General features: G+C 39.6%; 21 protein-coding genes and 3 pseudogenes. 7 read left to right on the forward strand and 17 right to left on the reverse strand.

Features of this window, described 5'->3' with window-relative positions:
• Positions 1 to 5: 5 nt before the first annotated feature.
• From HU830_RS02230 to HU830_RS02240, 3 genes are all read right to left on the reverse strand, one after another.
• A complete protein-coding gene (locus HU830_RS02230) occupies positions 6 to 482 on the reverse strand; it encodes a PTS system mannose/fructose/N-acetylgalactosamine-transporter subunit IIB (protein ID WP_176942174.1) in 477 nt (158 codons plus the stop codon).
• A gap of 53 nt (positions 483 to 535) precedes the next feature.
• Positions 536 to 1,543 (reverse strand): LacI family DNA-binding transcriptional regulator, encoded by a 1,008-nt coding sequence (locus HU830_RS02235; RefSeq protein ID WP_176942175.1) that lies wholly within the window; start codon positions 1,541 to 1,543, stop codon positions 536 to 538.
• Positions 1,544 to 1,769: 226 nt separating this feature from the next.
• Positions 1,770 to 2,963: an amidohydrolase gene (locus tag HU830_RS02240; RefSeq protein WP_176942176.1), complete on the reverse strand. Its 1,194-nt coding sequence runs from the start codon at positions 2,961 to 2,963 to the stop codon at positions 1,770 to 1,772.
• A 216-nt stretch (positions 2,964 to 3,179) separates the two neighbouring features.
• Between HU830_RS02240 and HU830_RS02245 the strand changes: the two genes are divergently transcribed.
• Positions 3,180 to 5,255 (forward strand): KUP/HAK/KT family potassium transporter, encoded by a 2,076-nt coding sequence (locus tag HU830_RS02245; RefSeq protein ID WP_176942177.1) that lies wholly within the window; start codon positions 3,180 to 3,182, stop codon positions 5,253 to 5,255.
• Positions 5,256 to 5,610: 355 nt separating this feature from the next.
• Here HU830_RS02245 and HU830_RS02250 read toward each other — a convergent pair whose 3' ends face one another.
• The 8 genes from HU830_RS02250 to HU830_RS02285 form a co-directional block, all read right to left on the reverse strand.
• Positions 5,611 to 5,907 carry a hypothetical protein gene (locus tag HU830_RS02250; RefSeq protein ID WP_176942178.1) on the reverse strand — a complete coding sequence of 99 codons (297 nt, stop codon included), beginning with the start codon at positions 5,905 to 5,907 and terminating at the stop codon, positions 5,611 to 5,613.
• Positions 5,908 to 6,430: 523 nt separating this feature from the next.
• Positions 6,431 to 7,267: a Cof-type HAD-IIB family hydrolase gene (locus tag HU830_RS02255; protein WP_176942179.1), complete on the reverse strand. Its 837-nt coding sequence runs from the start codon at positions 7,265 to 7,267 to the stop codon at positions 6,431 to 6,433.
• Between the two features lie 103 nt (positions 7,268 to 7,370).
• On the reverse strand, positions 7,371 to 7,601 hold the full coding sequence (locus HU830_RS02260) for a hypothetical protein (RefSeq protein WP_176942180.1): 231 nt from the start codon (positions 7,599 to 7,601) through the stop codon (positions 7,371 to 7,373).
• Positions 7,602 to 7,689: 88 nt separating this feature from the next.
• Entirely contained in the window at positions 7,690 to 8,010 is a 321-nt protein-coding gene (locus HU830_RS02265; RefSeq protein ID WP_176942181.1) for a DMT family transporter, read from the reverse strand.
• Between the two features lie 20 nt (positions 8,011 to 8,030).
• Positions 8,031 to 8,720, reverse strand: a complete 690-nt coding sequence (locus tag HU830_RS02270; RefSeq protein ID WP_176942182.1) for a 2,3-bisphosphoglycerate-dependent phosphoglycerate mutase — start codon at positions 8,718 to 8,720, stop codon at positions 8,031 to 8,033.
• 19 nt (positions 8,721 to 8,739) lie between these two features.
• Positions 8,740 to 9,702 (reverse strand): AEC family transporter, encoded by a 963-nt coding sequence (locus HU830_RS02275; protein WP_176942183.1) that lies wholly within the window; start codon positions 9,700 to 9,702, stop codon positions 8,740 to 8,742.
• A 114-nt stretch (positions 9,703 to 9,816) separates the two neighbouring features.
• Positions 9,817 to 10,713, reverse strand: a complete 897-nt coding sequence (locus tag HU830_RS02280; RefSeq protein WP_176942184.1) for a cation diffusion facilitator family transporter — start codon at positions 10,711 to 10,713, stop codon at positions 9,817 to 9,819.
• Positions 10,714 to 10,828: 115 nt separating this feature from the next.
• Positions 10,829 to 11,038 (reverse strand): hypothetical protein, encoded by a 210-nt coding sequence (locus HU830_RS02285; RefSeq protein WP_176942185.1) that lies wholly within the window; start codon positions 11,036 to 11,038, stop codon positions 10,829 to 10,831.
• Between the two features lie 182 nt (positions 11,039 to 11,220).
• On the opposite strand from HU830_RS02285, the gene HU830_RS02290 reads away from it, so the two are divergent.
• Entirely contained in the window at positions 11,221 to 12,246 is a 1,026-nt protein-coding gene (locus tag HU830_RS02290) for a DUF5067 domain-containing protein (RefSeq protein ID WP_176942186.1), read from the forward strand.
• A gap of 79 nt (positions 12,247 to 12,325) precedes the next feature.
• Here the strand turns inward: HU830_RS02290 and HU830_RS02295 are convergent, their stop codons facing one another.
• From HU830_RS02295 to HU830_RS02320, 6 genes and pseudogenes are all read right to left on the reverse strand, one after another.
• The gene (locus tag HU830_RS02295) at positions 12,326 to 13,585 is read right to left on the reverse strand and encodes an NAD(P)H-dependent oxidoreductase (RefSeq protein ID WP_176942395.1); all 1,260 of its coding nucleotides are present in this window, start codon (positions 13,583 to 13,585) and stop codon (positions 12,326 to 12,328) included.
• Entirely contained in the window at positions 13,585 to 14,214 is a 630-nt protein-coding gene (locus HU830_RS02300) for an NADPH-dependent FMN reductase (protein WP_176942187.1), read from the reverse strand. Before HU830_RS02300 ends, HU830_RS02295 begins: the two co-directional genes overlap by 1 nt.
• Positions 14,215 to 14,235: 21 nt before the next feature.
• On the reverse strand, positions 14,236 to 15,180 hold the full coding sequence (locus HU830_RS02305; protein WP_176942188.1) for an FAD:protein FMN transferase: 945 nt from the start codon (positions 15,178 to 15,180) through the stop codon (positions 14,236 to 14,238).
• A 197-nt stretch (positions 15,181 to 15,377) separates the two neighbouring features.
• Positions 15,378 to 16,526 carry a 5-methyltetrahydropteroyltriglutamate--homocysteine S-methyltransferase gene (locus HU830_RS02310; protein WP_176942189.1) on the reverse strand — a complete coding sequence of 383 codons (1,149 nt, stop codon included), beginning with the start codon at positions 16,524 to 16,526 and terminating at the stop codon, positions 15,378 to 15,380.
• Positions 16,527 to 17,164: 638 nt separating this feature from the next.
• Positions 17,165 to 18,010, reverse strand: a pseudogene (locus HU830_RS02315) (PTS transporter subunit EIIC); the annotation flags it as partial.
• On the reverse strand, positions 17,989 to 18,270 hold the full coding sequence (locus HU830_RS02320) for a helix-turn-helix domain-containing protein (protein ID WP_176942190.1): 282 nt from the start codon (positions 18,268 to 18,270) through the stop codon (positions 17,989 to 17,991). The pseudogene HU830_RS02315 and the gene HU830_RS02320, both read right to left, overlap by 22 nt.
• A gap of 166 nt (positions 18,271 to 18,436) precedes the next feature.
• On the opposite strand from HU830_RS02320, the gene HU830_RS02325 reads away from it, so the two are divergent.
• The 5 genes and pseudogenes from HU830_RS02325 (at position 18,437) to HU830_RS02345 (ending at position 22,934) form a co-directional block, all read left to right on the forward strand.
• Positions 18,437 to 19,078 (forward strand): copper homeostasis protein CutC, encoded by a 642-nt coding sequence (locus HU830_RS02325; RefSeq protein WP_176942396.1) that lies wholly within the window; start codon positions 18,437 to 18,439, stop codon positions 19,076 to 19,078.
• A gap of 624 nt (positions 19,079 to 19,702) precedes the next feature.
• Positions 19,703 to 19,975 (forward strand): annotated as a pseudogene (locus HU830_RS02330) (helix-turn-helix domain-containing protein); the annotation flags it as partial.
• A 349-nt stretch (positions 19,976 to 20,324) separates the two neighbouring features.
• Complete coding sequence (locus tag HU830_RS02335) at positions 20,325 to 20,906, forward strand: TetR/AcrR family transcriptional regulator (RefSeq protein WP_176942192.1); 582 nt, start codon at positions 20,325 to 20,327, stop codon at positions 20,904 to 20,906.
• Between the two features lie 57 nt (positions 20,907 to 20,963).
• Positions 20,964 to 21,638, forward strand: a pseudogene (locus tag HU830_RS02340) (ABC transporter ATP-binding protein).
• A 96-nt stretch (positions 21,639 to 21,734) separates the two neighbouring features.
• A complete protein-coding gene (locus tag HU830_RS02345; RefSeq protein ID WP_176942193.1) occupies positions 21,735 to 22,934 on the forward strand; it encodes an ABC transporter permease in 1,200 nt (399 codons plus the stop codon).
• Positions 22,935 to 23,042 lie beyond the last annotated feature (108 nt).

The raw sequence follows: 23,042 nt of genomic DNA on the forward strand, positions 1-23,042 counted from the left end.
GTCTCCTACTTAATATATTTCTCTAAGGGTTCATCAGAATCGCTGGGAACATAGCGAAAGGTTACCGGAACGCCCTGCTTTTGAATCGCTTTCAAATCTTGGATCTCTTCTTTGTCCACCGAGACCATCCGTTTAACCGTTGTCTTATCAAGGCCATCAAACATAATCCCAATATTAACTTTGGGAATCTTGACTCCCCCAGCTAAGAGTTGTAGCAAAGTCTTTGGTTCTTTGACGATCAAGAAGACATTATGCCCATCATATTTTCCCGCTTGAAAATTAGTGATGGCGGTCTTTGCGTCAATAATGGACATTCCGGTTCCAGCAGGTTTACTCATCCGCATGGCCGCTTTTTGGACATCATCTTGACTAATTTCATCATCAACGACCATCAGACGCTTGGCTTGAACCGCTCCAGCCCATTGGGTAACCACAATTCCGTGAATCAAACGTTGATCAATTCTTGCTAAAACTAAACTCATTTCAATTTCCTCCTTGTTTTTTGGTATCGATACCAAATTAAGTAAAAAAATAATTAAATTGATTGCCGCAGAACTAATCGCAAATCAAAAACCTGCTCTTGAGCAACCTTTTCTCCCTGTAACAACTGGAGCATTGTTTGGGCAGCAGCTGATCCCAATTGAGTAGTCGGTTGCTGCAAAGTAGTCAAAGGAATAAATAAGTCATTAGATAGGGGTTGGTCATCTACTCCTAGAACTCCTAATTCTTGAGGAACCCGAATTCCTTGAACTCGAGCAGCCTCCAAAATTCCAATCGCCACTTCATCGCTTCCAGAAATAATTGCATCTGGTCTGACCGGTTGCTGCCAAATATCCTGTAACAATTTTTTTCCTTCAGTCGCCGTTTTAACTTGAGTAAACATTAAATCTGGATCCCAAACTTGCCCGCGAGCCCTAAGTGCTGCCTGATAACCGGTCAAGCGATCATGATTTAAATTTGCAGTCACTTTAGTTGACACTGCTTCTTGGTGATGTCCAGTCACATAAGCAATTCGCCGATAACCCCTATCTAATAATTTCAAAGTCGCCCTGCGAAAGCCTTGATATTGATCAGCTCGCACCGTTGGCAATTGTAAGTCGGAGCGATACTCATTGACTAAGAGCAGTTGGCCAAACTTATTGTAACTTTGGATTAATTCCGGCTCATTTTCAATTGAACAAAGAATGACCCCTTCGACACTTTGGCTTTGTAATAAATCTAAAGCGGCTAATTCCTTATCGCCTCGACCAAAGGTCTGAATTAAAACTGTCGTATAGCCAGCTTGATCTAAAACTTGTTCAATCATATCCACCAAATTAGCAAAAAAAGGATTCGTGATTCGTGGAACGGTCACTGCCAAAGTTCGAGCATTAGAACCCCGGAGTTGTCGAGCGGCAGTCATCGGCCGATAGCCTAAGTCAGCCATCGCCTCTTTAACCAAGATCTCTTTTTGTGGTGAAACATGGGGCTTATGATTAAGTACTCGCGAAACCGTCGAAACTGATAAACCAGCTTTGCGCGCCACATCCGAAATATTGACCAACTAACTCACCTCCAATAAACAATTATTTTGATATCGATACCAAAAATACCTTTAACTCTCTTTTTCTAGAACAATTTAAATACAAGTAAGAGTATACGCTTTCTTTAAATCGTTTTCAAATAAAAATAAAAGTTCGGACAAAATTCTCTCTTCTCTGGATAATCACTATTGAACCCAAAACTTAAGCGTCCGCTCAAGAAGTCAATCTTCAACGAACGCTTTTAATTTATTTTTCAGGCTTCAAATAATTTAAGGCCGCTGTTCCAACAGCCTTAGCTGCAATCAATAAGCACCGTTCATCTAATTTAAAGTCCGGACTGTGATGGGGATGAGTTTGGCCATCGGCAACATCGCAACCAACATATAAGAAGGTGCTGGGACATTGTAAAGCATAATAAGAGAAATCTTCCGAAGGATCTTGGGCTCCAAAATCAGTAATCTGCGTGATTTCTGGAATTTGGGCCGCTTTTAACCCAGCAACCACTTCTTGAGTAAACTGCGGATCATTATAAAGAACCGGAACATCAGTTTGTAAATCTAATTGAACTTGAACGCCGAAGGTCGCTTCAATTCCTCTACAAATCTGGCGCAATTGTTGATGAATAACTTGCCGAGTCTCTTCTTTCATAATCCGTAAATCACCCTTTAGAGTGACCGTTTGTTGAATCGCGTTTGAAGTCCCACAACCGTCAAAAGATCCAACAGTTAAACTGGCATGTTCACTAGGATCAATCCGGCGAGAGACGATAGTCTGCAAGGCGACTACCAAGTAACTTCCGGCCACAATAGCATCATTGGACAGTTGCGGCATCGATCCGTGACCACCTTTACCAGTGATAGTAATTTGAAAATTCGAACGACCGGTTTGACTTTCTGCCAGATGGTAGCCAATCGCGCCCAGAGGCATCGTTGACATCACGTGGGCTCCGAGAACTCGATCAACTTCGTCCAAAACCCCGGCAGCAATTAAATCTTGAGCCCCGCTGGGAGCTTTTTCCTCGGCTGGTTGATGGATAATTCGAATTGAACCGGACAATTGTGCCCGCAGGGCCATCAATTGTTGCGCCAAAACTAATAAATAGGCGGTATGGGCATCATGACCGCAAGCGTGCATCACTCCCGAATTCTGAGAACGAAAAGCTAAGCCATTCTCTTCTTCCGTAACTGCTAAAGCATCAAAGTCAGCACGCAAGGCTAACTTGGGTCCGGGATGACCACCTTGAATGTCGACAACGACTCCCTGGCCAGTCCCCAAATCGCGCACCTGACAGTCCAAATCTTGATAAAATTGGCGCAAGTAAGCATGCGTGGCTACCTCTTGATGAGAAAGTTCTGGATGAGCGTGTAAATGCCGCCGAATTTGAATCATTTCGGCTTCTGAGTTTGTTAAACGTTGCCTTAATTCTGCTGCTAAAGTCACTAGTAAAATCCTCCAATCTATTGCTTCACCATAGGTCTTTTTTCTAGAAAATTCAACCCTAAAATGCTCGGTCAAAGGCCTACTTAATGAACAAAAAAATTTTAAAAGATAAATATTTAAATCTCAGCTTTAAGTCTGCTATAATCAGGTCAATTGCGGACCTCATCCTTCCTCTTTTACATATTCTAGATAGTTAAGGACAAGTGATTAAGCATTATGAAAACAATTAACAATATTGAACCCCCTCGGAAAAATCTCCACAATAAGCTTTCATTAGCGGGAATTTTAGTAGCCCTAGGGGTCGTTTATGGTGATATTGGAACCTCACCAATGTATACCATGTCGGCCTTAATTAACGGCAATGGGGGCTTGAAGCATATTTCCACTGATTTTATTTTGGGGAGTGTTTCGCTGATCTTTTGGACTTTGACTTTAATTACGACTATTAAGTACGTCCTAATTGCTCTCCGGGCTGATAACCACGGTGAAGGTGGAATCTTTGCCCTCTATACTTTAGTTCATAAAAAAGCCAAGTGGCTGATCATTCCAGCAATGATCGGAGGGGCCACCTTCTTGGCCGATGGGATGATGACCCCCGCGGTTACCGTAACCACCGCCATTGAGGGTCTCAAGGGCGTTCCCATTTTCCATAACGTCTGGATTCAAGATCAAAAGACGGTCATTATCGTCACAATCGCCATCCTCTCGGTTCTCTTTTTCATCCAGCGCTTCGGCACCGAGGCCATTGGGAAAGCCTTCGGACCGATTATGATGGTCTGGTTTACTTGTTTGGCAATTGCTGGTTTTTATCGTTTAGCCGGTGATTGGAGTTTCTTACGAGCTCTCAATCCCTACTATGCCATTAAGGCTTTAATCACGCCGCAAAATCGCAACGGTCTTTTTATTTTGGGCAGTATCTTCCTAGCAACAACGGGGGCCGAAGCCTTGTACTCGGATATGGGTCACGTTGGTCGGAACAATATCTATGGTAGTTGGCCTTATGTCAAAATTTGTCTACTAATTAACTATTTAGGGCAAGCCGTCTGGATTAACCAAATTAAAGATCAAGCCAGCTACCAAAATGCTCTCAATTTAAATCCTTTCTTCGCGATGGTTCCTGCTAGTTTACGCCTAGCGATGACTTTTCTGGCAACGATGGCGGCAATCATTGCTTCCCAAGCTTTAATTTCAGGCTCCTACACCCTAGTTTCTGAAGCCACCAAGTTAAAGATACTCCCCCGCTTACGCATGGTTTATCCGACGAATTTTAAAGGGCAACTTTATATTCCGACAGTCAATAATATTATCTGGATTCTTTGTGTCCTGATTGTCCTTTTCTTCCGGACTTCGGAAAAAATGGCCGGAGCCTATGGTCTAGAAATTACGATCACGATGTTAATGACCACCCTCTTATTAAATGCTTGGTTACACAGTCAAGCCTTAAACCGCTTCTGTACTAACCTGATTATTGGTTTCTTCTTAGTCATCGAGCTAATTTTCTTCACAACTAATAGTGTCAAATTCCTCCACGGAGGTTATATTACGCTGGGAATTGCCATCGTCTTAATCTTTATCATGATTATCTGGCGCTACGGTGAACTTCTGAAAAACGACAATACCTTCCACCGTGAATATGTCTCGCTCCTAGCTTACAAGAATCAACTACGCAACCTTAGTCATGACGAGAAACTGCCGCTTTATGCGACTAACTTAGTCTATCTGACCAAAGTCCCGCAAGGTTACAAAATCAAAAAAGATATTTTATATTCAATTCTTGATAAACGACCTAAACGGGCTCAGGTTTACTGGTTCGTAACCGTCAATGTTACCGATAATCCCTACACCACCGCCTACAGTGTCGATACCTACGGGACTGACTATATGGTTAATGTTCAGTTATATTTAGGTTTTCGAATGGAACAAAAAGTGAACTTCTTCTTACGGCAGATCGTCAATGAAATGATGATCAAAGGGGAATTACCACGACAGCCGCAAAAATACACCACAATTCCCGACCGTAGTGTCGGTGACTTTGCTTTTGTTATTATTCAAGAAGTTCTCTCCCCTGATACTCAACTAGACAACTTACGAAAGAATATTATTCGGGGCCGGCTCTGGCTACAAAAGTACACGGTCACCCCAGCCATCTGGTTTGGTCTTTCTTACAGCGATGTTGTCATGGAACGGGTACCCTTAATCTTAGGCCAAAGGCGTTCTGATCGTCTTCGTTTGGTTAAAGTTGATCCCCAAATTAACTATGAGGATGACGAAGACGATGATAATTTCAAATAGCATACTTTTAAAATAATGATGGTTAAAAAATTCGGTGCTTTGAGAAATAAAATTATGATCTGACATTTACCCCCAGAGTTGGTAACGACTCTGAGGGTATTTTGGTTCTATAAAATCTGCGATTGTTTTCTTTTTAAAAAATCGATCTCCCTCAGCTAGACTATCAACGGTCTAGCTTTTTTACTCAATGAATCTTTGGGAAGAAATTTATTTGGAGGGCTCTTCCAAAAGATTGTCAGATATCAAAATAGCGTCCTCTAGGGAACATTTTTAGTAACTTAGGAAGAAGCTGATCTATTTTTAAATATCAAACCACACGCACAAGTCCTGTAAAAATATTCTGAAAGAATTATCTTTAGTGGGCAACTTTAATTACTGGAGCGACAGTTGACGGTGAGGCCTCAGATTCTTGCAGAGTATAATGAAAGGTTGTCTGATAAGCGCCTAATTTAGTAAAACCCTTGGCTATTTCCGTCTGCAAGGTATCAGTCGATAAATTAATTGAATAATTAGAATTCTTCGGATCATATTTAAGAACCGGAGTTTGCCCTTGATAAATTGTTTGTGCCGTCCCCGTATTTAGTACTTGATTATTCTTGGTTAGGATAGGCCAATTAGTCGGCGCTAATTGATTATCATCTTTTTTCGCCAAGGATCTGCTTGGGCTTGTAAAGTAACCACTGGTTTAGCCTGTCGATCAGCATCCGTTCGAGTATCTTCCTAAGGGGATTTTCCAAGGGAACTTTACCGGCCTTATAGATACTCCAATTTTGAAATTGGAATTGCTTTATCTGGTTCTGCTTCGGGGCCGGGCTGATCTGGTTGGTTTAGATTAAGGATACTACTCCCCCAGAGAAATGAGCGAAAATGATAATATTATTTTAACTATTTCAAAACTTAATCCTTGTCTTGCCATTCTTTCTTCCCCCAACAAGCAAATCGTAAGTATTAATTAATCTTCATTATACCATCTTCTGCTCACTAAAAATCCCTAATAAATTGATGTTATTTTAACTTTTTTCTGACTTTCTCAACTTAAATTAAGGCTTTACCAACTCCAGAATTAATTTCATTTCACTTACTTCTTCATCCCTCGCCAATCCTTCGACTCACAATTTCCAAAAAAGATCCACCAGAAAAAAACTCTGATGAATCTTTTCTTAATTACAGTACTCTTATTTATCGTGAAGGATAAAACGTTCCACGATCTCGGCCAGAGCGCCCCGGTTATTGTCATTTTGTAAAACAACTTGGGCACAAGCTTTGACCTCGGGCAAAGCATTTTGCACCGCAATTCCACAGCCAGCCGCTTGAATTAAACTTAAATCATTATTATTATCACCCACGCCAATCACTTCCGTCCGATCAATTCCCAATTGGCTTGCTAAACGTAAGGTCGCACTTCCCTTATCAACTCGGGGTGGATTAAATTCAACATAACAATTGGAAGAACGTGAAGGAGTCACATTATCGCGACCCACAATCTTTAGAACTTGATCTTCTACAGCCTGTTGAACAGCTAGATCGGTACTTTCAAAAATGACCTTTAAAATTAAATCATTGGCGGCAATTTGGGGAAAAGAAGGTGTTACTAAATTTTCAAAAGGAATCTGACGTTGCTGCAAATGCAGCGCATCCCGGGATGATAGATTATAGATGTATAAATAGTGCAAGGTGTAGATATGAACGCCGACTTGGTCGTTGATCAAACCAGCGTGAAAAATTTTTTCCGCCAAACTTTGTTCCAGACCTGTTTGCGATAGAATCCTATTTCCTTGATTCTCAGTAATAATTCCTCCATTATAGGAAATCACATATTGTCCAGCCGCTTCTTCTAGGCCCAATTGTTGCAACAAATTTTGCACAGTTGTATAGGGACGTCCCGTATTCGGCACAAATTTAACTCCCAGAGCAATTGCCTTTTTCAAGGCCTCAATATTAGTTTGCGGAACTACTCCTTGATCATTTAATAAGGTTTCATCTAAATCAGAAACTAACAGCTTATAAGTCATTAAACTTCTCCATCCTTACTCTTCAATTTTCCCTAGAATCAACTCTTATATGCCAGAACGCTAAAAAGCTGCTAAGAACATGTTTCTGACACATTCTTAGCAGCTAGTAAAAAATTAGCTCGCCTACTAAAGCAGCTCTGATAACTACCAGAACTTGCTCCCCAAAATTACGCCAAGAAAAGCGAGTATCTGAGTGTCGCAAAGCCCAATTTTGCAAACCGTAGCCCGCAATTAAAAAAATAATGAACCCCCAGCGATTATCCCGACTAAACCAATATCCCAAAAGAATTATTGCCGCCGCAAGAAGATTAACGAACCAGCTTTTTTTGATCATTACTTTTTCCTTCACTAAAGTCTAACTAGAGATTGAAATCACTTTCATGGGTTAATTATAGCAAACTCGCCTCTCGTCAACAATCGCCTTAGTGATTACTAGTGATCTGAATTCCTACGATCCCAATCACTAAAAAGACAACAAAGATCCAAGTCCCTAGAGATAATTGTTCGTGAAAACAAGTCGTGCCCACGACAATTGAGCCCACCGCCCCAATTCCCGTCCAGACTGGATAGGCCAAACTTAGGGGAAGATGCTTGGAAGCCACGACCAGAAAGCCGCAGCTAGCTAGCAAGCTAACTATCATTGCCCCTACCCAAAAGGGCTTGGTAAAACCTTGACTTAATTTCATTGCTGTCGACCAAGCCATTTCAAAAATCCCCGCGAGCACAACTAAAAACCAGGCCATTGATGTCACTCCTTTAAGTCCTATTTTTCCTGAGCGGTTAAAATAGTCTTTGCTTTAATTTCTAAATCTGTAGTCAAATCATAAACAAGCGGCTGCGCATTAGCAACCTCCACCCCATCAATATCTGAATCACTAATTCCTTCCAAATACTTAATTAGGGCCCGCAAAGTGCTGCCATGAACGACAATTAATTGATTTTGCCCTTGGCGCAATTTGGGAGCCACTTGATCTTGAAAATAAGGTACCGTCCGCTGCAAAGCCATGGCTAAACTTTCTGACCGCGGCAAAATACTGCTCGGCCAAGCTTGATAGACTCTTAAATGCGTATCCACCTGTTCTAACTGCGGGGGCAGACTACGATAACTTCGCCGCCACAAAGAAACCTGCTGGACCCCATATTTTTTTCGAGTATAATCCTTATTTAAACCCCGTAAAGCTCCATAATGGCGTTCATTAAGTCGCCAAGACTTATAAATTGGCCGGTCTAAGGCTTGACACTCTTCTTGAATTAAATAAGCTGTTAAAATCGCCCGCTGTAAAACTGAGGTATGCACGGCTGAGAATTCGATTTGCGCCTGGGCCAAGACTTTTCCAGCACCGCGGGCTTGTTCTTCTCCGCGACTGGTTAAAGGAACGTCCGACCAACCGGTATACTCATTGCGGGCATTAGCTTGACTTTCACCATGGCGGATTAAAATTAGTTTTACCATTTACTTTTTTTCCTATAAATTAAAATATTGTGGTAACAATTCCCATTAAAATCGGGACGATTAGCAAACTCAAAATTGTGGTAGCCGTCACCATAATTGCCGCGTAATCGGAATCAGCGTGATACAACTTGGCGACAACCGGGGCATTGGTCATCACGGGCATCGCTGCTTGAATCACAAAAACTTGTTTCATGATATCTGGAACCGTGGCGCCTTTGACCAAGACGAACATCAATAAGGGCGCCAATAAAAAGCGGCCCAAGAAGATTCCTCCCATATCGCGGGAAAAACGAATATTCTGAATTCCCACTTCGGCTAACTTCATTCCGATAAAAAACATCGATAGCGGAATGGTTAGACTCCCAATATAGCGACAATCTGATTCAATAAACGGGGGAAGTTGGAAATTAAATAGCACTAAGATAACCCCAATAATAAAACCAAGTAAGGGGGGTGAGAAAATTTTGGATAACATTTCTTTCCAACCAAAACGTTCTTCACCATCACTATCGGAGCGAATCAGATAAACTCCCAGAGTCCAAAAGAAAGTTGTGTTCGCCATATAATAAATTAAAACGTAAGGCAAGCTGGCGCGGCCAAATAAGGCCATGTTGACTGGTAAACCAACAAAAACTGTATTCGAGTTCGCGAACATTGACTTAAACAAGCCGCGATGTTGCGGAGAAATCCGAAAAATAAATTGGCATAAGTAAGAAACCAAAAATAATAAAATCATCGATAAAATCGGAAATTTTAAATCGGGAAAAGTCCGAATTAACTCATCACGCGAAAACTGCGACGTAATCGTATTAATCATATAACAGGGCAGGGCCACTTGGGTCACTAATTTGGAAGTAATTCGACTGTAACGTTCATCGAACCATCCCGCTTGAGTTAGACAATACCCGACAACAATAAGCACTAAAATAATTAAAATTCCGTTTAAACTATGAAATAACACTCTGACAACCTCGTTTATCATTTAATCTTCAGATTCTTATCTTAGCATTAATGACTCTAATTTTCAGAAAACTTCGGTAATTTAATAAAAAAACCTGACATCAATTGATATCAGGCTGGCAAAGCAAAACTCACTTTAAGATCGAGGATGAATCAACTTTTGATCTAAGCCTCGCATACACTCCGCTTGTAAGGTCACATGCTGGATATTATATTCTTGAGCCAAAAGGGTCTCAATTTGTTGATACAAAGCTTCTAATTGTTCGATGGTGGCCGTCTTTTGAACATTAATATGAGCATCAAAAGCAATCAGATTTTCATTAATTCGCCAAACATGCACATGATGAACTCCAACCACCGCGGGGATCGTCAACAGAGATTCTTTAATCGCTTCTAAATCTAAATTAGGACTGGCTTCCATCAAAATCAAAACCGTCTGCTTAACAACCCCAAAGGATTCTTTCATAATCCAAATCGCCGTTATCACGGTAATCATGGGATCAGCCCAGACCCAATTGAAAAGCTGAATCAGAACCGCCGCAATAATAACTCCCACACTAGAGAGCGTGTCAGCGGCCATATGCAAGAAAGTCGCTTTGATATTCAAATTATATTTGGAGCCTTTCAACATGACGAGCATCGAAATGAAATTAGCCCCTAGACTGATTAAAGAAACCCAAAACATCAATCCACCATTAACCGGCTGGGGATGACTGAAACGTTTCAAGCTTTCAAAAACTAAAATTAAGGTAATCGCAATTAAAATTGCCGAATTAATGAAAGCCGCTAAAATTTCGACTCGTGAATAACCAAAAGTCTGCCGTTCATTACTATCCTTATGTCCGATTAAATTTGCGACAAAAGAAAAGACTACCGACAGAGTATCTTCCATATTATGAAAACCATCTGAAATCAGGCCTAAACTACCGGAAAGGGTTCCTCCAACTAGTTCAGCGATGGTGATTAAAGCATTGAGAATGGTGACTCCCGCAAATTTTAACGGTGATAATTCATGCTGATGTTCTGTATCCACTTTTCCCACTTCCTACCTAAAACAAAGTTTAGGCTAAATTAACAAAACATGCAATTACTATTCGAATTAAAGGAAAAAAACTTCCTCAAAGTTACAGGAAGTTTCAAAATTGGGTTCAATGGGAAGCTTTAACATTAATTTTAATTGGACGATGCAGATCAAGCGTATCTGCATAGGTAGTTTGAACATAACTCTTCATTCGTTGGGTCGCCTCTTTTTTCGAAACATTATGACATATCCGACTTGTCGTCACCTGTTCTCCAGTGATTTTATTAAACATTCCGACCACTTCATAATCTTGAATTTGAGACTTGAATAATTTCATTTGACGACCCTCCAATAATAGCTTTTTTAGCAACTAGAATGTTATACCATGTTTATCCTCAAAATTCAACCAAATTTAGCCGAATTTTATGATAAAATATTTTTTAGAATTATTGACTTTTTCTGGCTCAAATCCTAATTTTAAGTCGCGTAAAATTGTATAATAACAACGGAGGTGTTCGAATGTCTCAAAATAAAAAAGAAAAAAAATATAAATTTAAAACTAAAACCCCAGCAGCAGCATCCAAGGCTCAATCCGAAGCTCCGCTTGCTGCCCCCGAAACAACCCCAACAAAAACTGAAAGCAAGCCGCTTCCGGAAGCTAAGACTGCTTCCGTTCCCCCGCAGAAACCAAAATCTTTAACTAAACCAACTCTGGCAAATAAACCAGCTTATCCTTCCAAACAAGAACCAGATCTTCAGCTAACGGACGGTTCTGAAACAACAGGTACCCCTACCGTGGGAGCTCGGGCCAGCAAGAATCAGCATAATTCTCAACGTGGTTGGCATAAAACCAGTGTTAAAGTTACCACGGCGGTTATCATTCTGCTGGCTATTTTAGCGGGCTTATTCTGGTGGTATAACAATTATAATCAATCTCTTAGCCAAGATCAGACTACTTCTCAAAGTGTCGCCGCCAAGCCCAAGAAGAAGTCGGCCTCAACTAAGTCTAAAACTCACTCCAAGACCAACCAAACGCCAAGCAAGACTACTAAAAAAACCGCCAAGAAAGATGATCAAAGACAAGCCCAAAAGCTGAAGGCTGATCGGCAAACCAAAGATGATCATCAATGGAAGAACCCCGGTTCTTACGACAATATGAATTACGAAACCGATGATTTCAGTCTTAAATTAGATAACTCCGCCGATGGAGTTAAATTAATTGCTGACAAAGATCAAAAACCCGGCTTAGTGGTTTTATATCACTTTAAAAATAAAAGTCAAAAACCGCAAAAGCCAGCTGATTTAATTAAACAAGATTTGGAATTAAAACAAAAAGACCAAGTTCTTCAACCAACGACCCCTAAAGATAATCAAGCAATTAACGATAAGTTAAATGCTGCTAACCAAGACGTCGCTCCCGACAAAGAGATCGATGCCGCTTTAATGTTTGCGGCTGGCAACGATAAAGATGATATTACAATGTCCTTTCGGAATTTAAAGACTAAAAAATTCCTCGATATTAAACAACCTTTTAAACTTCAATAGAATATATTAAAAAAGCCTCCTCCCAGTTCGGCTGCGCCAACAACTGAACTGTTCGGAAGGGGCTTTTTAGTTTGCATAATTAATCATGTTGGGAAGCGCCGGAAGTAGCATCAACTTCTGGTTCTGCTTCTGGTGAAGTTGCTGGTTGGGCTTTAGGCGCAGCAGCTTGCGAGGCACTAGTAACGGCATCCAGTCCGGTAATCGGTGAGATTGTTTGGGCTCGCGGATCTGGTACTAGTTGTTGTTGAGTAGCCGCCAAATAGTACTTAATCAGCGGCATAATATCAACTACCCATTCATTTACTCCCCGATAACGACCATTTTCATCATGCATCGCCTTGTAGTAATGCATAATGTGACGATCGGGACCATTTCCGGGAACCGGCATCGAGACTAAATCTGACTTGCCTTTCCGCAAATTATAGATAACTTGCTTGACGTATTCCACCGCTTTTGGAGGATGGACTGCTGACAGAGGATTCCCCACTTGGCCCGGTGTCCGCGAGGCCAACATGTCCGGGGCTTCATCGGTATGGTTATAATACAAGAATTGATTATTATCATCGGCATAAGTTAATTCGACGGGCATTGTCTTGAAGAAGTAATTTAACTGGTTAACGGTTAACAAGCCTCGATCTAATTTAACGTAGGTATCACCTTCCACAGCTTGGACTTTAGCAGCGGCTTTTTCCAACCACTCGGGATCTTCTTTATCCACATCCGTGATTGTTGTATCAATATTTTCTTGCGAAGTCAGATCTTCCTCTTGATAGCTTTGCGGATTAGGAATTGCCAACATTTCAATTACTTGGACAAATTTTGTGAAGTGTTGCAGCACCGAGGCCAAAAATTGAACAGTTTTGGGATCCTTGAGATTACCCTCTTCGTCAAATGCTTCTTGCGCCTCACTCAACAAAAATTCATGACCGGGCATCACAACTGCGTTGACCCCGGGTGATTCCAGAATTTGTTTTAAGTGTAATTGTGCCCGGGAAGAACCTTGATTATAGTAGGAAGCTCCAATAATCCAAACTGGCTTATTATTAAAAGGATGACATTGATAAGATAACCATTCAATAACATTTTTCATGGCTGCCGGGACAGTGTGATTATGCTCCGGAGTAGCCAAAATCACTCCCGCCGCAGCCCTAATTTTCTGGTTTAAAGTTTGGATAATCGGAAAGCTGGCACTTTCTAAATCTTCATTAAACATCGGCACGCTATTAATGTCTAAAAGTTCAACTTCTACTTGATCTTGAAAATGGCGGGCAATAAATTCTACCAATAAGCGATTATAAGATTTTTCACCGATTGATCCGGCAATAGCAACTAACTTGATCATTCTTCATCCTCCTGCATTAATCCACTATCCCAAGTAAAATGCGATACTTCCTCTTGATTAGCTGCTTTAGCATTATTTAATTGGCTAGCTAAGTCGGCAAAAGTCAAAAAGTCATTAAATAATTCATCTAGGTGCTCAATCTGATCCGGATTTTTTAAATCTCCTTGTTCATCAAAGACTGCTAGGGAATGACCTAGAAGAAATTCGGAACTCGGCATTACTCGAGCTTTAATCTCTGGAGAATCTAAGATTTGCCGCAACTGGGCCTGGGCTCTAGAAGCGCCTAAGGTGCCATAGGAAGCTCCAGTAATCATTACTGGCTTATCTAACAGAGGATGAATCCCATAAGATAACCAAGCTAAAGTGCTTGCCAAGACGGCGGGAATAGAGTGATCGTATTCTGGAGTTCCAATAATAACTCCATCACAAACAGCGATTCGTTGTTTCATCGCTTGGATAACCTCAGGTAGCTGCATTTCGGCGTTTTTTACAAAAATGGGAACTTCTTTAATTTCTAATAATTCAATTTCTGCCGCATTTTGGTAACGCTTACTCATATAAGTTAATAAATCACGATTGGTCGAATGTTGCGCATTAGAGCCTACAATTGCACAAAACTTCTTCATTTAATTTTCCCTTCTTCCAAACTATTTCGGTTGTGAAACTTGAACAAATTGCGCGGCTACTCCGGAACTAGTCCAAACTTGTAAATCTTTAGTTACAAAAATAGCTTCAATTCCTGGCTGAGCTTCGATTAAGGGCAATCCTTGGGAGAGACCTTGATAAAAAGCAATCGTTGACCATATTTCGCCAGCAATCGAAGTTGGACTCACGATCGTCACACTTGCCAAATTATTAGCAATTGGATAACCCGTCTGTGAATCAAACATGTGGTGATAACTTTGCTGATCGATGATTAACTTGCGCTCATAGATCCCCGAAGTTCCAACAGCTTGCTCAGAAATTGTCAAAACCCCCAATGGTGTCTGACGCTCTTGTTTGGGATTTTGGACACCCACACGCCAAAGACCATCAGAATGACCACTTGAACCGACTAATAAAATATTTCCCCCCAAGTCAATAATTCCCGTTTTCACGTCTAAGCTTTGCCATAGATCTTTGACTTGATCAGCAATATAGCCCTTGGCGATTCCGCCTAGATCTAATTCCATCCCAGGATAACGCAAAAAGACTTGTTTTTGGCGCGGGTTGAGTTCAATAGCTTCTGGATCAATCAACGACAAACGGTCCGCAATTTCTTTTGCTGTCGGTTTATGAGCTCCCGGAAAACCAATCCGCCATAATTTTACCAAGGGACCAATCGCAACGTTAAAACCTAACTGCCAACGGCTAACTTGGACTGCGGTTTGAATAAGTTGATAAGTTCCCGGAGAAACGGTCACCGGACTTTTTCCAGACTGTTGATTAACCAACATCACTTCTGAAACTGTCCGATTGACTGTCAATTGGTCTTCTAAGTGATTAATTAGCGTTTGCGCTCGTTCCAACGCTTCTGTTGCTCTACTTGTAGAGTCCACAGAAAGCTTGATCTTCGTTCCTAGAGCTTGAAAACTTCCAGTAGTCCAGTCCATTTTGTTCCAACCTTACTTAAATCATGGTTCATCATTTCACATTCTTAGTATACACCCACCACCCATCAGTTGAGAAGAAGTTCACAAGGAGAAATTTCTTACTAGAAAACTCAAAAAAAGCAGTCTTCGAGAAGGCTAAGACTGCTTTGAAATTCCTTATTCTTTAAATTAAAGTTCTAAAAACCATCTCCTAAAAATTAGCCCCAAACTTGTTGAGCAACTTTTTTAATTAATTCAATCTTTTTCCATTGTTGATCTTCGGTTAAAATGTTGCCTTCTTCCGTGGAAGCAAAACCACACTGGGGACTTAAACAAAGACGGTCTAAATCTACATATTGACTAGCTTCTTCGATGCGGGCCACTAATTGGTCAGGGGTTTCTAAAGTTCCCGATTTTGACGTTACTAAGCCTAACACAACAAGTTGATTTCGACGAATTTGGGCTAAAGGAGTAAAATCTCCAGCCCGTTGAGAATCATATTCTAAATAGTAAGCTTGAACTTTTTCTTTGGTAAATAAGGGATCAGCTACGAAATCATACCCTCCAGTATTAGCCCAAGTCGAATGATAATTTCCCCGGCAAATATGCGTATTGACAGTTAGATCAGTCGGTAATCCCGTTAAAACCGCATTATTCAAAGCTACAAACTCTTCTTTAGCCGCGGGAACTTCTTCCGGCTGCAAACCGTAATTAGGTTGGTGCTTCGGATGAGCTCCCCGGTCAGCTAAGGAACCCCAAGTACAATCATCTAATTGTAAAGTCTGCAAACCGGCCTGATATAAATCTTGAATCACTTTTTGATAACTCTTGACAATAGCCGCTGTTAATTCTTGATCATTGGGATAATATTGGGCCACATTAGCGCGATTTTCGGGACGTTGCAATTCAGCCAGAAATTGCGCTGGTGCCGGGATAGTCTGCTTAACCTGAACTTGAGAGCTAGCATGATCACGCGTGAATTGGAAATGTTCCACAAAAGGATGGTTTTCGCCAGTCAAAGGCCTGGTTAATTCCACGGTTTCAGCACGCGTAGTTTCATCATGGAAGAGGTAGCCCGTTTGAGCCTGCTTTTTTTGGATTCCTTGAAAGCCCCAGAAGAAATCTAGATGCCACCAAGAACGGCGAAATTCACCATCAGTTACGGCTTGTAAACCAGCTTCTTCTTCTTTCGCAAGCAACTCGGAAATTGCCTGATCCTCTACTTGCTTTAATTGGCTAGCCGTAATTTGTCCTTGGCTAAAATCGGCCCGGGCTTGTTTCAACTCTGTCGGACGTAAAAAGCTGCCAACTACATCAGCGCGAAATGGGGAAACCGTTCGCTTGGTAAAATTATTTGTCTTGATCATCAAAAATCCATCCCTTCTGTAAAACTAACTGAAAACCGCAACTAAAAAACATCCCTAGATTAAGACCTCATCTGGACTCAATCTAGGGATGTCATTCGGACACGATACCACCCTAATTTGAGAAAAGCTCACACTCTTCTCCTCTGAAAGTACCCGTTCTAGGATACCCGGACTTCTTATCGGCATCACCCGTGACCCGTTCGTCTTCTGACTCACCGGTCAATTTGCTCAAAGACCATCTTCAACTAACTTGCGCCACCGGGTTCACAGCAAATCCCGTTCTCTGGAGTGGCTCCCTTAGTTTACTCATCTTTTCTCAGCTAGATTTAATTTAAATTATCATTATCATAAGGAGCTGACCGCTAAAAGTCAAGGCTTCTTCAAAAATCCGGCTAAAAAATTAATTTTTCCAACCGGATTTTCTATTTTAACAATTGTGATTTTTTAATCTCAGTTCTTGCTTAAAAGCTAAACTGAGGGTAATAATATCGGAACTTGTTGCTTTAAGAGTTGATCACTGCGATCGGTAATTAAAGTCAAATCAGCTAAATCAAAAGCTTTAACAATCGAAGCCTAATGAAATTTACTATGGTCACATAACAAATCAGTATGAAGATTTTTCCAAAAATGTAAATAACTTAAGCCAGCTTTTCCGTCGTCCGGATACATAAGTAAGCTAAAATAGCGCTCACTACAAAAGAAATTAATAAACCAATCATCGCGTTGAGGAAATCATCGCTATTTTTAGCAATGAAAGCCGGAAAAGTGGTGACGTTTTCAAAAACAAAGGCATTAGTCGTGACTTGCGTGATTCCTAAATAGGCGCCACCAATAATTTGGGATAACCACAATTTACGATTTTTAACCAACAGACCAAAGAGGGTCGGTTCAATAATCGCGGATAAACAAACAGTGACAAAACCAGTAACAGCAAAACTTCGTAACTTCTGATCCCGGGCTTTTAGCCAAAGACCTAAAGTAGTTCCAATTACCGCAAAGTTGCAGGCAAAAGTCCACGGACAAATATAATCAAAACCATTGTTAGCGATATTATTAATCATGATGGGATTAACTACCCAATGGATTCCCATGCTGACCAGAATACTCCAGCCACCATCGACTAACACTCCGGCTAGAATCCGAGAATGCGTGATTAACCAGTTGACACCAATTGCGATTCCTTCCCCACTGTAAACTCCCAAGGGTCCAATGACGATTAATGTGAACGGTACCATTATGAGCAATGAAATTAGTGGTAACAACACTAATTTCAAATTTTCCGGCAGATGTTGATCGAGCCACTTATGTAGGTAGAAATAAAGCTAAATGGCTAAAATGATTGGTACTACCGTGGAATTATAATTCATCAAGACTGTCAAGATGCCAAAGAAATGTGTTAAAGCCCCGTTCCCAGTAGTTCCCATCAATTTAATTAAATCTGGATATAATAAAGCAGCTCCAATTAAAGCTGAAAGATTTGGATTAATAAAATTACCCCAATCAAAAACATCCTCAAGTTTAAAACTAAAATTGCTAAAAAGCCGGTATAACGCAAGATGACTCCAGCGGCCGTCGGGACCACCGGCGTAAGGGTTCGATCAATTAGTTGTAGCTCAAAATAGTTTTCTAAAGAACGAATCTGTTGACTAATACTTGTCTGGGCTACATGGTTCTTAGCCCCCGTTTTGGTAAAATTGCCCGACTGCACCAAATCAACAAAATATTGTAATTTTTCTAAATTCATAATTTTAAACCTGTGATTTCATTATTTTGTATTTAATTATAGCCCCCACCCCAGTTTCAAATCTTATTTCTCCAAAAACTAAGATTTCTCAAAGACAACGTTGCTAGCCACTTAATCTAAATTATACTTAATATATTATCAATTAAACTAGGAGAAAATTATGAAAATTATCCGAGAAGTTTGCCTTGAAAATTTCACTCATGTCCAAGCAGCTATTAGGGCGGGAGCTGACCGAATCGAGCTCAATGATAACCTTCCAGCAGGTGGAACAACCCCTTCTGCAGGTGTCATTCAGCAAACTCTTGCTTACACTAAAGCGCAAAAAATCCCCGTTGTCGTTATGATTCGACCACGAGGAGGAGATTTTGTTTATAGTGCCGATGAATTGGCAATTATGGAAGCCGATCTTCAAACCGCTGCTGATCTTGGCGTAGAAAATGTGACTTTTGGAGCCCTAACTCGAGAAGGCCAATTAGATCTTCCAGCAATGACCACCCTAATCGCCCGTGCTAAAAAGGCGAAAATGAAGATTGTCATGCATATGGCTTATGATGCCCTCACTCCTAGTGCCCAACCACAAGCCATAGATTGGCTGGTCGAACAAGGTGTACAGCGAATCCTAACTCACGGTGGTCCTCTCACTACCCCGATTACTAAATTGACCAAATCACTTCGTCGAACCATGGACTTAGCCGCCGGTCGAATTGAAATCTTACCCGGTGGTGGGATTACTAGCCAAAATGTGGCAGCAATCACTACGAACTTGGGTCTTCAACAGGCTCACGGAACCCGAATCATTGCCTTTTAGATTTTAGTGGAGATCAAAATCGCAAACTATCGGACAATTGATATTGGAGAGAGACGGCTATCTACCATCTTCAGACTCTTCCGGATCTAGAAAAAATAGTCATTGGGGCTGGTATCTCGGCGCAGGAATTAGTTCTTCGACGTTTAAGGCAATCCTTTTTAGACTATCGTCAGGTTACTTCTTTGGCGCAAAAAATAATTCCTGTTCCAGAGACCACTGCTGCTAAATTTCATAATTGTGCCAATCTCATTGGCGCACTGATAGCATTGACTAAGACTAAAAAATCACCAGCATAACTGGCGATTTTTTAATTCTGATTTTTGTCTGTATTACAACTTATCGAGCGAGGAAGATAACTTATCGTTCAAAACCCAAGTAAGTGACTCTGACAGGTTAAAATAATAAATAAATCAAGGAGGTCAACTAATGAATAAAAATAAAATTACTAAGTCAGGTTTATTTATGGCTTACGGACTTTTAACCGGACTCATTTATGGATTATTCTTTATTTTTTACTAAGGCAGATTCTATAATTAATCCGAACGATAATTTAATCTAAAAAACCCAAAGTAATTCCTTTACAATGGTAGTTACCACAACAAACCATGAAAGCAGGAATTTACTTTGAGTACTTCTACTTTATCACAATTTCAGCGCGGCGCAATTGCTAGTTTACTGCGTCAAGGAAAAAGTCAGGCTGCTATCGCCCAAGATTTGGGAGTTGCCAAATCAACAATTTCTTATGAGCTACAACGAGTTCAACCTTACGATCCCGAACTAGCTCAAGCTGATGCTGACCGAAAACGGCGCCATTGTGGGCGCAAGTCAATTCTAACCCCGCAGCGTAAACAACTAGTGGAGCATCATTTGCGACTAACTTGGTCATCAGATTATATATAATTTAATTATCTCGAAACCGTGTTGTTTAATTTTATTTCTACAGTAAAGAATATTGGTATTATAGTCAAAAATTTTTAAGTATAAATTTAAATTATATATTTTTTTAATAGTCCAATAGCATCTTTGATTCGTCTCATTGCTATCTATATACATCTTGATCGATCATCCATATACCACCTCTTTTGAATACTGGTTATAAATAGCTATATAATATATTATTTGACATCATAACTGTCAGGTAATATACTTGCGGTTGACTGTATGACTATTTTAATATTTATAGTCATAAAAAATATGATGATTTTTAATGATTATCATATATTATAAATATTTAGGAGAAATTAATATGAGCCGTGGATTTACTGAAGAAGAGAGAAAAGAAATAAAAAATAAGCTTATTGACTTATTTATAGAAAAACTAAACTATCAAAAAATAAGTTCCATCAATATCGACGATCTCGTAAAAAGTGTCGGAATTGCCAAGGGATCCTTTTATTTGTTCTTTAAGTCTAAGGATGAACTTTTTGCCGCTGTATTAAATCACATTCAAAGCGAAATAGTTAATGAATCAATCTATCTCGCTGAGGAAAAGGATTTATCGGATAAAAAAAAATTAAAAGCCATTGTCTTATTTTTAATCAATACGATAAAGCAATATCCTTGGATCAAAAAATTGTCTAATGTTGAATATGAAAAGATAATTCGAAGATTACCTAGAGAAACCAAAGAGAATCTTCGAACGAAAGATATAACCGATATCCAGAATATCTTGGAAAAGTTAAATTTAAAATCAGATTACTCATCCGAAAATATTGTAATCATGATCCAAATCATCCTTTCTTCGGCTCTTAATAGTCAGGATTACGGACCTCAATATGATCAGTCGGTCGAGATGATGGTCGATATTTTAATCAATAATCTTTTTTAATAATGGAGGGTTCAAAACATTATGAACAATGATACCGTAATAAGAGCACAATCTCTCATGAAAACTTATCGTTCTGGGGATACAATTATCAAGCCCGTTAATGATCTTAACTTCGAACTTAATACTGGTGAACTAGTTGTCATCTTAGGAGCTAGTGGGGCCAGAAAAAGTACCCTTTTAAATTTGATTGGGGGGGATGGACTCTCCCTCGTCAGGAAACATCTTAATCAATAATCAAGACATTAGCAATTTTCGGAGAAGCAATTATCAACTTATCGTCGCGAAGATGTTGGTTTTGTTTTTCAATCTTATAATCTAATCTCTAATTTAACCGCTTTAGAAAATGTAGAGTTTTCTAGTAACTATAGCAAGAATCCTTTAAATGCCGCAGAAATTTTAAAAAAAGTTGGTTTAGCTAATAAAGCCCAAGAATTTCCTTCGCATCTATCTGGGGGAGAACAACAGCGGGTCGCTATCGCAAGGGCCTTAGCTAAAAATCCTATCTTGCTACTATGCGATGAACCAACGGGCGCTCTAGACTTTAAAACTAGTAAAGAGGTTTTACAACTACTATCAGATTTTAATAAGTTATATAAAAAGACCACAATTATCATTACCCACAACACCGAGTTAGCCAAAATGGCCGATAAGGTTATTCAGATAAAAGATGGTCAAATAGAAAAGTTATATATAAACAAGAAAAAAATTAAAGTATCAAATTTGGAATGGTAAGGAGAGAGCTGATGAAATATATCTTTAAGAAATTTATTCGTGAACTATTTACTGAAGATCTCTCGCAGCTCCTCTCCTTACTAATAATAATCACCATTGGCGTATCTTGCTTTATCGGCTTGTCAACATCATATAATGACTTATCCCAAACGTTCAGTAGCTACTATCGGACAAATAATTTGGAAGATCTGGAGTTATCTGGCCAATTTAATTCTAAAATTTACAATTCAGGGAAACCGGCAAAACTCAAAGTTAATCATTAATGGTTATTCTAAAAATGATAAAATCAATAAAATAACTCTGTTATCAGGGCACTATCCACAAAAGAACGAAATTGCTCTTGATGGTTTATATTTAAATAAAAACAATTTAAAAATTGGCGACCATCTTAAACTTAAAATCAATAACAATACCGTTAATCTTCTAATTTCTGGAACGGTCCGAAGCCCCCGCTATCTATACTTAACTGAAGATCCCTCAGAACCCGTTCCTAATCATCAAAAATATGGCTATTCAATCATTTCCAAAAACTATCTAAAAAGTTTAGACCTACGTATTAATACTCTGGTAATAAAAAAGCACCCCCACTCCAAAATAAATAGAATCATCGAGCAAATTGCAAGTATTGATCATAATTTAGTTATTACAAAACGAAAGAATCTTATAAGTTACAAGATGATAGAAAACAAGCTAGATACTATCAAAGGGATAGCAATTGTACTTCCCCTGGTATTCATAATTTTGGCAGCCGCTATTACCTTGCTAAGCTCTTCCAAACAGATTAGTAATCAACGTTACGAAATTTCAATTTTAAAAGCCCTCGGGATTCCCAAAAGTAATATTTTATGCTATCTTTTTCTCCCAGGAATAATTATCTCACTTGTTGGTCCTTTACTAGGGATCCTAATTGGAAGATTTATCTTTCCCCCACTTATTAAATCAACTCTTGGAATTTTATTCGAATTTCCTAAAATGGTTCATTCAAATTCCCTAACCATGATTAACCTATCTTTTGCAATCACACTTTTAGTCGAGTTATTATCCTTATTTGTTACTACAAATAAGATTTTAAATGAACCACTATTAAATGGGCTGCAGGCTCAAAAGAAAGATAAGGATGCTTCCACAATTCTTGAACATTTTAGTTACTTCTGGAAGCATATCTCGCTGACAACAAAATTACTAATTCGTAATATAACCACCGGAAAACTAAAATTCGTATTTAGTATTATCGTTATTTCTCTTTGCTTCACAGCTTTAGTAGCTTCCTTTGGACTCAAATTTTCCCTAAACTAAATTATAAGAACTGAATTTCACGACTTAAGAAAATATGATTTAAGTGCTACTGTTGCTACTAAAGATCAAAGTAATCTCAATTCAGACCTTTATCAAAATAGAAAACTG

Source organism: Bombilactobacillus apium, from assembly GCF_013385145.1.
Classification (GTDB): domain Bacteria; phylum Bacillota; class Bacilli; order Lactobacillales; family Lactobacillaceae; genus Bombilactobacillus; species Bombilactobacillus apium.

What these genes read in the sequence shown, in the direction of transcription:
- HU830_RS02230 (WP_176942174.1), bottom strand. Translation starts at nt 482, where the DNA reads ATGAGTTTAGTTTTAGCAAGAATTGATCAACGTTTGATTCACGGAATT.
- HU830_RS02245 (WP_176942177.1), top strand. Translation starts at nt 3,180, where the DNA reads ATGAAAACAATTAACAATATTGAACCCCCTCGGAAAAATCTCCACAAT.
- HU830_RS02255 (WP_176942179.1), bottom strand. Translation starts at nt 7,267, where the DNA reads ATGACTTATAAGCTGTTAGTTTCTGATTTAGATGAAACCTTATTAAAT.
- HU830_RS02260 (WP_176942180.1), bottom strand. Translation starts at nt 7,601, where the DNA reads ATGATCAAAAAAAGCTGGTTCGTTAATCTTCTTGCGGCGGCAATAATT.
- HU830_RS02265 (WP_176942181.1), bottom strand. Translation starts at nt 8,010, where the DNA reads ATGGCCTGGTTTTTAGTTGTGCTCGCGGGGATTTTTGAAATGGCTTGG.
- HU830_RS02270 (WP_176942182.1), bottom strand. Translation starts at nt 8,720, where the DNA reads ATGGTAAAACTAATTTTAATCCGCCATGGTGAAAGTCAAGCTAATGCC.
- HU830_RS02275 (WP_176942183.1), bottom strand. Translation starts at nt 9,702, where the DNA reads ATGATAAACGAGGTTGTCAGAGTGTTATTTCATAGTTTAAACGGAATT.
- HU830_RS02285 (WP_176942185.1), bottom strand. Translation starts at nt 11,038, where the DNA reads ATGAAATTATTCAAGTCTCAAATTCAAGATTATGAAGTGGTCGGAATG.
- HU830_RS02290 (WP_176942186.1), top strand. Translation starts at nt 11,221, where the DNA reads ATGTCTCAAAATAAAAAAGAAAAAAAATATAAATTTAAAACTAAAACC.
- HU830_RS02300 (WP_176942187.1), bottom strand. Translation starts at nt 14,214, where the DNA reads ATGAAGAAGTTTTGTGCAATTGTAGGCTCTAATGCGCAACATTCGACC.
- HU830_RS02305 (WP_176942188.1), bottom strand. Translation starts at nt 15,180, where the DNA reads ATGGACTGGACTACTGGAAGTTTTCAAGCTCTAGGAACGAAGATCAAG.
- HU830_RS02310 (WP_176942189.1), bottom strand. Translation starts at nt 16,526, where the DNA reads ATGATCAAGACAAATAATTTTACCAAGCGAACGGTTTCCCCATTTCGC.
- HU830_RS02320 (WP_176942190.1), bottom strand. Translation starts at nt 18,270, where the DNA reads ATGAATTTAGAAAAATTACAATATTTTGTTGATTTGGTGCAGTCGGGC.
- HU830_RS02335 (WP_176942192.1), top strand. Translation starts at nt 20,325, where the DNA reads ATGAGCCGTGGATTTACTGAAGAAGAGAGAAAAGAAATAAAAAATAAG.